Annotated in this window: 11 protein-coding genes; 5 read left to right on the forward strand and 6 right to left on the reverse strand. The window is 50.9% G+C overall.

Features of this window, described 5'->3' with window-relative positions:
* Positions 1 to 261 (reverse strand): transposase (locus tag U869_RS0127390; RefSeq protein ID WP_025124011.1); only part of this gene is annotated, 261 nt, incomplete at its 3' end.
* Positions 262 to 383: 122 nt separating this feature from the next.
* Here U869_RS0127390 and U869_RS0127395 point away from each other — a divergent pair.
* The 5 genes from U869_RS0127395 to U869_RS0127415 all read left to right on the forward strand — a co-directional run bounded on the left by U869_RS0127395 (position 384) and on the right by U869_RS0127415 (position 3,364).
* Positions 384 to 824, forward strand: coding sequence for an antirestriction protein (locus U869_RS0127395; protein WP_025123633.1), 441 nt, complete (start codon positions 384 to 386; stop codon positions 822 to 824).
* Positions 825 to 836: 12 nt separating this feature from the next.
* Positions 837 to 1,379, forward strand: a complete 543-nt coding sequence (gene radC / locus U869_RS0127400; protein WP_025123634.1) for a DNA repair protein RadC — start codon at positions 837 to 839, stop codon at positions 1,377 to 1,379.
* A 10-nt stretch (positions 1,380 to 1,389) separates the two neighbouring features.
* Positions 1,390 to 1,731, forward strand: coding sequence for a type IV toxin-antitoxin system YeeU family antitoxin (locus U869_RS0127405; protein ID WP_025123635.1), 342 nt, complete (start codon positions 1,390 to 1,392; stop codon positions 1,729 to 1,731).
* 20 nt (positions 1,732 to 1,751) lie between these two features.
* Entirely contained in the window at positions 1,752 to 2,093 is a 342-nt protein-coding gene (locus U869_RS0127410; protein WP_025123636.1) for a TA system toxin CbtA family protein, read from the forward strand.
* A 263-nt stretch (positions 2,094 to 2,356) separates the two neighbouring features.
* Positions 2,357 to 3,364, forward strand: a complete 1,008-nt coding sequence (locus U869_RS0127415) for a restriction endonuclease (protein WP_004108748.1) — start codon at positions 2,357 to 2,359, stop codon at positions 3,362 to 3,364.
* A 436-nt stretch (positions 3,365 to 3,800) separates the two neighbouring features.
* Here U869_RS0127415 and U869_RS0127425 read toward each other — a convergent pair whose 3' ends face one another.
* The 5 genes from U869_RS0127425 to U869_RS32670 all read right to left on the reverse strand — a co-directional run.
* Positions 3,801 to 4,961 (reverse strand): fimbrial protein, encoded by a 1,161-nt coding sequence (locus U869_RS0127425; RefSeq protein WP_025123637.1) that lies wholly within the window; start codon positions 4,959 to 4,961, stop codon positions 3,801 to 3,803.
* A gap of 86 nt (positions 4,962 to 5,047) precedes the next feature.
* Complete coding sequence (locus U869_RS0127430; protein WP_025123638.1) at positions 5,048 to 7,600, reverse strand: fimbria/pilus outer membrane usher protein; 2,553 nt, start codon at positions 7,598 to 7,600, stop codon at positions 5,048 to 5,050.
* A gap of 126 nt (positions 7,601 to 7,726) precedes the next feature.
* Positions 7,727 to 8,431 carry a molecular chaperone gene (locus U869_RS0127435; RefSeq protein ID WP_025123639.1) on the reverse strand — a complete coding sequence of 235 codons (705 nt, stop codon included), beginning with the start codon at positions 8,429 to 8,431 and terminating at the stop codon, positions 7,727 to 7,729.
* Positions 8,432 to 8,513: 82 nt separating this feature from the next.
* On the reverse strand, positions 8,514 to 9,071 hold the full coding sequence (locus tag U869_RS0127440) for a fimbrial protein (protein ID WP_025123640.1): 558 nt from the start codon (positions 9,069 to 9,071) through the stop codon (positions 8,514 to 8,516).
* A 358-nt stretch (positions 9,072 to 9,429) separates the two neighbouring features.
* The coding region (locus U869_RS32670) for a hypothetical protein (RefSeq protein ID WP_369795100.1) at positions 9,430 to 9,751 on the reverse strand (322 nt) is incomplete at its 5' end.

Below are 9,751 nucleotides of genomic sequence, written 5' to 3' on the forward strand. Positions count from 1 at the left end.
ACGTTCCAGTTCTTTTAAACGCTGGCGCTCATCGGTACTCAGTCCACCATCATCAGTGCTGACGGGGCTGATACCCCCACGGACATCATTTTTATGCTGAAGTAACCAGGCTCGCAGAGTGTCGTAATGGCATCCGATTTTTGACGAGATGGCACGAATGGCATCTGGCTCAGAGTCATACTCATCACGGTGTTCCAACAACATTCTGACTGCGCGCTCACGCAATTCAGGGGGATAGCGTTTGGCAGATTGTGATTTCATTTTGGGTCTCCTTTCACTAAGAGTTTAGTCTCCAAGAAACCCGGTACGGTTCAGTTATGGCAGAAAACATGCTCGAATTTTTCGGGCGTTAAACAATCGTTCCGGCATAAGGAGATAGTTTGATGGATACACAAAACCTTCAGTTCGCTGAGCAGACAGCAATCACGGCCTCAGTGGTCCCTGACGAGCTACGCATCGGCTTCTGGCCGCAGCACTTTGGCTCCATACCACAATGGATAACCCTTGAGCCCCAAATCTTCGGCTGGATGGATCGCCTGTGCGCTGATTACAGCGGCGGCGTCTGGAGCTTTTACACACTCAGCAATAGCGGCGCATTTATGGCTCCGGAGCCTGACGGTGAGAAATGGACGTTGTTCAACCCGATGAATGGCAACGATGCGGAGATGAGCGGAGAGGCTGCCGGTATAGCTGTCTGCCTGATGGCATACAGCCACCACGCTTGTCGCACCGAGTGTGATGCGATGACTGAACACTATTATCGCTTACGTGACTTTGCGCTAAACCATCCGGAATGCAGCGCCATTATGCATCTAATCGACTGAGGAATACCCGACATGAGTACCGCATTATCCCCGATGTCATCACAGCCTGAACTTTTCCAACTGACGGTTATGGCCCAGCATGGTTGCCTGCTTCCCGCGACATCCGGATTAACCCCCTATGCCCAACGCACCATTCGCCGCGCTATCAATCTACTGGATAAATATCTGCGTCAGCCCGGCAAATCCTTTACCTCCAGTACTGCTGCTCGTGACTGGCTTCGGCTACAGCTGGCCGGACAGGAGCGGGAAGTGTTTATGGTGCTCTATCTCGATAACCAGCACCGTTTACTGGAGAGTGAAACACTATTTGCCGGTTCGATTAACCATGTCCAGGTCCATCCTCGAGAGGTAGTGAAATCAGCGCTTCGCTTCAATGCTGCAGCTGTCGTGCTGGCGCATAACCATCCATCCGGTGACCCGGAGCCCAGCCAATGTGACCGCAACATTACGGGCAGGCTTAAAGAAGCGCTGGCACTGGTTGATGTGAACACTCTCGATCATCTGGTTATCGGATCAGATGGAATTGTGTCTTTTGCAGAGCGAGGCTGGATATGAGGGTACTGCAATGAAATCTACTGACTCAGAGAACGATTCATTTCTCAAGTGGGGTCTGAATCGTAATGTGACACCTTACTTTGGCGCTCGTCTGGTACAGGAGGGAAACCGGCTGCACTATCTTGCTGACCGGGCCAGTATCACCGGTAAGTTCAGCGAAGCAGAATGTCTTAAGCTGGATGTGGCATTCCCGCATTTTATCAGCCAGATGGAATCGATGCTGACTACTGGTGAAATGAATCCTCGCCATGCCCACTGTGTCACCCTGTACCACAATGGTTTCACCTGCGAAGCCGATACCCTTGGCAGTTGCGGCTACGTATACATCGCCGTTTACTCCACCCATCGTTAACTACTTTCACAAGAGCAAATATGAAAACTCTACCTGCAACAAATCCGCAGGCGGCGAAGCTATGTCTGTCGCCCGTGGCTGTCTGGCAAATGCTGCTTGCACGCCTGCTGGAACAACATTATGGCCTGATACTCAACGACACGCCATTCAGTGATGAAACGGTAATTCAGGAACATATCGATGCCGGTATATCTTTGGCCGATGCCGTTAATTTTCTGGTGGAAAAGTACGTGCTGGTTCGTATTGATCGCAGGGGATTCGACTGGCAAGAACAGTCCCCATATCTGCGGGCAGTCGATATTCTGCGGGCGCGACAGGCAACAGGTTTATTGAAAAGAAATCGTATTAGCGCGGCACGGTGAACATTGGGAATAGCCTTCCTGATTCACACTGCAGCTTTCCTTACTTATTTAATTTACTCATTCCAAAAAGCACCTGCCGATGCTGGTTGGTGCTTTTACTTATATGGACGAAATATCATGCAAATTGAAGCTGTAATTTTAACTGGGCACATTATCGTAAGCACAATCCGGGAATGCTGGGCCGTCGTTGTTGATGGTTTTGACGCATACTACGAACAAGCTTATGATCCAGCATAATTTCTTTTCCTCATGAAGGGACGGGTATGGGCAACAGAATGTGGATGATCCGTGGTGACGGCGGCAAGCTCTATGACGATTTTCGCGATAAGCAAATTGTAGGCATCGGTTGGTCTCAGCTGGCTCCATTAGTCAAACCCGGCCTGTCCCGAGCCCAGTTACTCGCCTTATACCAGGAGGCAGATCCCTTAACAAAGCTGGGAACTGCGCGTTCTGGTGCATCGCAGGTCTGGCGTTTTGTGAATGAGATCCAAAAGGGTGATTGGGTTATTACCTATTCGCCAGCCAACCGTACTTATCTGCTAGGTAAGGTTACATCTGATTTCCAGTACCACCCTGAATGGGTAGAAGAGGGGATGGGAATCGCTCGACAGGTTAAATGGAATACTCAAGAAATTGACCGCGATAGACTGTCTGTTGCTACCAAAAATACATTAGGTTCTACGCTGACGGTTTTCCAGCTTCCAGAATATGCGCTAGAAGAGCTTTTGCAGGATAAGAAACCCACTGCAGATGTAATTACTCAGAATCCAATTGCGATGGATGAAGATGAGGTTGTTTCTGATCCGCTTCGCGACATGGAAATGCTGGCGTTTGAGGGTATCAAAGATCGTATCAACTCTCTTGACTGGGATGAGATGCAAAATCTTGTTGCCGGAGTTTTACGCAGTATGGGCTATAAAACGCAGGTCTCACCTGCGGGAGCCGATCGGGGTAAAGACATCATTGCTTCACCTGATGGGTTCGGTTTTGAAAATCCGCGTATCATCGTTGAAGTAAAGCACCGCAGGGAACAGATGGGAAGTCAACAGATACGCAGCTTTATCGGCGGTCGCCATAAAGACGATCGCGGGCTTTATGTTAGTACAGGGGGTTTTACGAAAGATGCTCGATATGAAGCCGACCGTTCGACAATACCACTGACGCTCTGGACACTTGATGATCTCGTCCGTGCGCTTATTGAGAACTACGAACAAGTTGATATCGAGACTAAACTTTTGGTGCCTCTGAAGAAAACGTTCCTGCCTGCCTGAATCTTGCGTTGACTGCCATATCGGTGTTCTACTGGTATGGCTTTATACCCATTCGAAATGTCTATTTTTTGTACGGATTTTGACTTGTGGGTACAAGTGCGGGTATAACCATTTATTCCTGCTTATAAAATACATTGATATCAGTATATTAGGCGTTAAATTCGAGTCCGGCCTTCGCACCATTAGTCAGTACGCAAATCAAGTCGCTCACGAGCGGCTTTTTTTGTGCCTGAAATTCAGGATCCGCAAGGTTTTCCTCGCATCAATGTTTAACGTTATCGATCTGAATTATTGGATGTTAATAAGGCAGAGGGAGCGTCTCTAAGCATAACGCTCAATTGATGATATCGACTGGATCAAAGTCCTGCTCTTGCGACCAGGACTGGGTTGTTAGGCTACCTCTTGTTTTCAGGATGCTGACTCGTCATTGCAGCCGCTAATTATACGTTATGGTAAACACCGCAGCGCCGTTTGCGAGGCCTGCCGTCATATTGCTCTCATATTGAACATACCGGGCTTTAAGTGGGATCACATACGATGAGCCATCTTGTGTCGGTAAGTTCTGGAGGTCAAAACCACCGCTACCGTCAAGTTTAATCGAACTGGCGGCATTCCTCTCTGAGAGTTCAATACCAATTCCCGAGGCTGAGCCTGGCCTGCTTTCCAGCTTAGCCAGCAATGGATTGCTCTCAACCACGCCGTGGACGCTGTTAAAGCTGATTGCGACCTGATTGGCTTCATTCGAACCTTTGAGTGCGCCAGTACGTTCGGTAAATGTATAGTCGCCATAACCCACAAAAGGAGGGCAGTCTTTTAACGTAATATCAAAATCTTCCCACTGAGTCACACTGCCAATGCCGGTAAACTCGGCCCGCTGGTGCGTACCAAGCTCGACATCAATAACCGATTTGGCCAACTGACAGGTTTTGGTATACATAGTTGTTGCGCCGCTAAAATTAAGCGTGACGAAGACATGTTCAACGACGAATGGGGACTTTGAACCAGAGCTAACCTGAAAAGTGGGAAATGAAGACCCCAGCACCTGCTGGGTTCCCGCAGCGATCGGCCCGGTTTTAACCAGCTCGACGTTAACGGATGACACTTGGCCTAGCCCTTGGGTCATCGTTCCCCAACCAATTTCAAACGTTCTTTCCCAAATCCCTGGAAATACCGCGTTATCAAAAAGCGATCCAGAAATGTAAAAAATAGCGCCGATCCCAGGTACATTGGTTGGGAAAATATCTTTATCACCAGAGCGTGCTGGTACCCCCGACGGTGTAGCAATCACCTCAACCTTGTTATAGGTATTCATCATCAGCCTTTCTGCATTCGTTATTGAACACTCATAACTGGTTGAGTAGCCCTTACTCCAGAATCGACTTGCATAGAGCACCTTGCCAACGGGAACGTCTTCCCCCACTGTTGACATGCCTGGCCCAACGACTGGGAATGTCAGGTTTTCATTGAAAAGATTGGTGAACTCACAGGTTACCGCCTGCGTCTGTAATACCGCCAGTGCTAGAGAGCCGTTCAAAAACTGGCTAATCGGTCTGGCGTATTTTCTTAGCCCCGAAAGTAAGCGCGTCGTCGTTTTCATCATCAAATCCTTTATTCTGCTATTAACGCTGCTGTCCGGATAAGCGCCTGTCGTTTCGGCCACCCGGCGATGTCTTCATGTCACCGTTACTCGCAGCGCGAGTTAAACCTGATGGCATTGCTCTTTTCCAGATCCGCATTGGCAGGCAGCAGATAACGTATCTGGCACTGTTGGTCCAGAGCTTCGCCCCAAACGACCTTGATTTTCCCCTCGGTTGACGGCACACGGGCAAATAGCCGTCCTCCTTGGCCCACGACGCCAATCCGCCGTGCTTCGCTATCAAACGCTTCCGCGCCAAACGGCATAGGTTGACCGTTGGCCATCGAGGCGCTGATGAGTGCCGGGTAACCCACGGTGGTGTCATACTTCACTTTCACCACGGCTCCGCTGTAGGGGGCGACTTTCTGGCTGGTCAGATTTAGCTCGACGTTGTTCGATAGCCCCTTCGGACTGATTTCCACTTCATTAAGCTGATAGGCCGTCAGGTAGGGGATAACTGCATAGCCAAAGCTGTCCACCTTGATACCGGGATAGCTCACCATGCTGGCGCCCTTCGCGCCTTTAGCTTCGACCAGTGCATAGGTATCGCCGCTGTAAGGCGACAGAGTCAGCCCTCCTGAGTGCGCTACCATTGCGCCGCTCATGCCTGCCGACCAGGTTTCATAATTTTGGCCGGTACCCGCCAACGCGCTCAGGGTGGTATACCGGGTGCGCGCCGAACCGTTCATGACAAGGCTGCTGCTATTCCTGTTGCCACTGCTTTCGCCGCCCTGCCGGTTATAACCCGCCGTAACGTTGTAGCTGTATTCGCGCTCGGCCCCCGAAGTACCTGCGGCAAACAATTGTTCGTTCGTTGTGTTGCCTGGCCCGCGCGTAAATCTGGAGCCTATCTGGCTGAAGCCCAACAGGTCGTTCAGTGGCAGCGTCAGGTTGAGCATGTAGGTGTTCTGAGAGCGACCAAATGCGTCCTGGTTGCGACTCATACTCAGGTTGTAGCTGAGATCCTTATAGCGGTTGGTGTAGCCGAACTGATACTGCCGGTCAGTGGATGAGTCATTCCAGTAAGCCTGCTGCCATGCGCTGATGTAAAACTGCCCCCAGCCCTGCGGCAGTGGCTGCGAAGCGCTGACAAACAGACGGTCTTTAGCGCGTTTAAAGGTCTTGCCGCTGCCGTCCCCGGAGTACTGCTCAGCCGTTTGCATGGCGGTCATAAAGTCCATAAAGCCGTCGGTGGAATAGCGGTAAGCGGCTATCGACAGGTTGCTGCCGGTGCTCTGTATGATTTGGCTGTACTTCAACTGGTAACTCTCTCCCGATATTTTCCCCCAGCCCTCGCCCAGCCGAGGTCGTGCGTGGGTGACGTCCATCGAGAAGGAGCCGAATGAGGTGCCGAAAGAGGCACCGCCCATTACCGCCTGGTAGGCCCCGTTGGCCTGAATGCCGCCATACAACGTCATGGCGTTGTTAATACCGCGCCGGTAAGAAGCTTCCAGCAGGGTAGGTTCTCTACGCAGTTGGCTTGAGCGTATCTTGCCGTAGGTCATGCTGTAGTGGTGTGAACCGGGGCGTAGCTGATTACTGGTCGCAGCATAAGGGACCTGGAAATTCTGCTGCCCACCATTGGCTTCCTCGATGGAGACATCCAGGCTACCGCCGTAGCCGGTCGGGTACAGATCGGTGATTTCAAACGGCCCTGGTGCTACCGAACGCTCGTAAATGACGTTGCCATTCTGGCGGATAACGACCCTGGACGCCGAGCGAGCGATGCCCCGGACCACTGGCGCATAGCCTCTGACCGAGTTCGGTAGCATCTGCTCTTCGTTGGCTATCTGCACACCACGAAACGACAGGGTGTCGAACAGCTCCCCTTTGGTGTTGGCATCGCCAATGATTACTCGCCCCAGAATGGCGGGAATATCCCGCTGCAGGTAGGTGTTGATGTTGTTGTAGTTGCTGTTGGTATCGGTGGTTTTGGTGTAGACACCGTTGTGGCGGAGGTACCAGCCTTTGAGATTAAAACCGCCGTTAATATTACCGTAGAGCGTATCGTTATTTTTGCTGTTGTAGCGGGTGCTGCCAGCGTTAAGGTTGTAGCCCAGCGTGGCCGCCGTGATACCCGTATCCCACTGTTCGGGATTGACGTAACCGCGAGGACGGTTAACGCGTAAAATCTCCGGCAGGTTGAGGTTCAGCGCTTGTTCATTGGCGTCAAACGCCACGCTGCCTTCCGGCAGCAGTTGATTCAGGGGAAGGCACGCATCATCCTTGCCTGCCGCCTTCTGAGCCGCCACCATTTTTTGCGCCTCTGGAGTCAGCCGCTCAACGTTGATATCCAGCGTAGCGAGTGCGGAGGGCTTAACGCAGATATCGACTTGCGGTACCCGTTTACCCTCCACGATCCTGTCCTGCACGGTCACATCATCTCGCCCGAAGCGGCGGCCATTAACGTTAAGCTCGACGCTGTACTTTCCCGCCGGTGCAAGGTCTTGATTGTAGCGAGTCAGGTCGATGCGCTGCTGGCTGCCGGGGCTCATAAAGCTGGGATTGAACTCAATGTCATCGTCGGCTATAGCCCCTCCGGCGAGCGAAAGCAGGACGGCGGCGGCCAGCGGCGACAGCGAATGATGGAAAGAAGGCATGTGAATTCCTTATCACTAAAACACCCTAACAGGGCTGCGCAATAATCAATCTGGAAAGAGCTCTGTTATGTGGCTTATTCCAGTAACAGCGCACAATGCACGCTTTACGTTTCCAGCCTGCGGTGGTTATGGAGCGACCGGCTGTAATGTGGGGTTAATGCCACCAAAATCGTTGATGTATGAGGGGTAGATGGTGCTTAAGCTTTTTTTCATCGCGAATACGGTTTTGCCGCCGGGAGCAATCATGCCGCCTTTACTGACGGTTCGTTTACCCTCTTTATCTTCAGCGATATTGGCTAGTGACACGTAGTACGGAGTCGGGTTGGTTCCCTCCACACCGCCATTGACCTTTTTCCAGGTGACAGACTGCCCAGCCTTGTTGGCATTACCCGCCAGGCCTGCCGGGCGGAAAAAAATCTTGATGCGTGAACGGAACGCCATCTGTAGCTGGTTCTGTTTGTCTTTGCTCAGCGGTGGCACTTCCAGTACGTTGAGCCAGAACACGGACTCTTTATCTGTCGGCAGTGGCTCACCGGTATACATCAAGCGCAGTGTTTGCCCCTTGCCTGCATTGATGCGGTTGATCGGTGGGGTGATGGTGAAAGGGGCATTGGCTGTTTCCGGTGATGCATCTGGATTGCCGTCGTCCACCCAGCTCTGAGCAAGAACAGGCTTATTCCCACGATTATCGATTTTCACCATTATCTCGCGCTCCATCGCCGGATAAATAACGCGTGTACCGGTGATGACAATCCCCGCCACTGCAGGGGCCGTCAAAATAAAAGTAATAAGGAATGCGGCGGCACGATGGCAAATGGCACGGTGATTCATGATGGACTCTCCCTGAATGCGGGGAGCGCTCGGCTGCTCCCCGTGTAAAGCTCGTCAATAGCTAGTTTTTTGCAGTAAAAGACTAGAAGTAGTTAATGGTGAAATTGACGGAGCTGGCTACCAGGCCTGCTGTTGCTGCGCCAGTTGCGTAGTATTCAACGGCATACGGCAGAGTGGCTGAGCCTGAAGTCAGGTCATAGGTGGTGGAAGAGGTATGCTGATCTGGGCTACCAACCTTGATCGCGTTACCGGTTGGTGCGTCAATCAACTGCAACTGAACGTTGGTTGCAGCGGTAGCACCGGTTTCGGTGTTGTTCAGGCGGTAACCGATCGGATCAACCGTTGAGCTGTTTTCAAAGAATGCGGCTGCGTTGGTCACGGAAGCTGAGCCAGAACAGTTGCTCAGTTCAATGTTGAAACTGGTACGTTTGGCGGTTGCACCGGCAGCGCTCAGTTGGCCGCGATCAACGGCTTGCAGCACCACAGTGGCCGGGCTGGCATTACCATCGATAGTGACATCGCAGGTTTTATCGAGCACTTCACCGGTAAAGTTAACGGTGCCGTTTGACGCTGCCTGAACAGCGCTTATACCAAAAGTTGCCACGATTGCGGTTGCCAACAGATATTTACTGTACTTCATAATTAACTCCATTTAAGTATTACATCGTCATTTAAATTTGGAATAGCCAACCTGTCAGCGTGACCTGTCTTTCAGGTTGACTCTTTCCTTTTCAGTGCAAGCGAGAAGTGGAATATGCGATAAATCGCTGTTATTCATCCTTCTATTCACACTGATATCCCCACTATTATCTGAATGAGAATTGTTTCATTGAAAATAAAACCCTATCAGCATGCTCTCTATTTTCGAGGTGGGTTGTCGCTCACCGAGTTCTGCTTCATATTTCCCTGAATGGCGATATGGAACTCGGCGTTTTTCACTTCCCCGGTAATGATATTAAAATCAAGTTATACAACTGCTAGCTTTGGTTGTTTTATGTTCAAAAGAATGTAAGGCTGTTTTCATAACCCCAAGGGGTGAAACTAGCTCGCCGTCTATTATACAACCTCATTTCTGCTACATCCCGGCAGAGGAGAATGCTGGTGGCGCTATTACATTCCCGCAACCCTAGCGAAATATTAATTCTACGTCTGATCGCATAAATATACTTGCTGGATAGACTCAACTGTTGTGCCACTTCTTTATGTGAAAGGCCCGCCCCTAAGTACAGAAACACCTCTGATTCTTTTAAGGGGAGTTGATTCTTGTGCGATTTTTTATTTTTCAATGTATTCAATATATGGTGCTGCCTCCAATTAGTA

Source organism: Serratia sp. H1w (assembly GCF_000633355.1).
Lineage (GTDB): Bacteria > Pseudomonadota > Gammaproteobacteria > Enterobacterales > Enterobacteriaceae > Chania.

Excerpts from the sequence above, each read along its gene's own strand:
- U869_RS0127395 (WP_025123633.1), top strand. The coding sequence starts at position 384 with ATGGATACACAAAACCTTCAGTTCGCTGAGCAGACAGCAATCACGGCC.
- radC (WP_025123634.1), top strand. The coding sequence starts at position 837 with ATGAGTACCGCATTATCCCCGATGTCATCACAGCCTGAACTTTTCCAA.
- U869_RS0127405 (WP_025123635.1), top strand. The coding sequence starts at position 1,390 with ATGAAATCTACTGACTCAGAGAACGATTCATTTCTCAAGTGGGGTCTG.
- U869_RS0127410 (WP_025123636.1), top strand. The coding sequence starts at position 1,752 with ATGAAAACTCTACCTGCAACAAATCCGCAGGCGGCGAAGCTATGTCTG.
- U869_RS0127415 (WP_004108748.1), top strand. The coding sequence starts at position 2,357 with ATGGGCAACAGAATGTGGATGATCCGTGGTGACGGCGGCAAGCTCTAT.
- U869_RS0127425 (WP_025123637.1), bottom strand. The coding sequence starts at position 4,961 with ATGAAAACGACGACGCGCTTACTTTCGGGGCTAAGAAAATACGCCAGA.
- U869_RS0127430 (WP_025123638.1), bottom strand. The coding sequence starts at position 7,600 with ATGCCTTCTTTCCATCATTCGCTGTCGCCGCTGGCCGCCGCCGTCCTG.
- U869_RS0127435 (WP_025123639.1), bottom strand. The coding sequence starts at position 8,431 with ATGAATCACCGTGCCATTTGCCATCGTGCCGCCGCATTCCTTATTACT.
- U869_RS0127440 (WP_025123640.1), bottom strand. The coding sequence starts at position 9,071 with ATGAAGTACAGTAAATATCTGTTGGCAACCGCAATCGTGGCAACTTTT.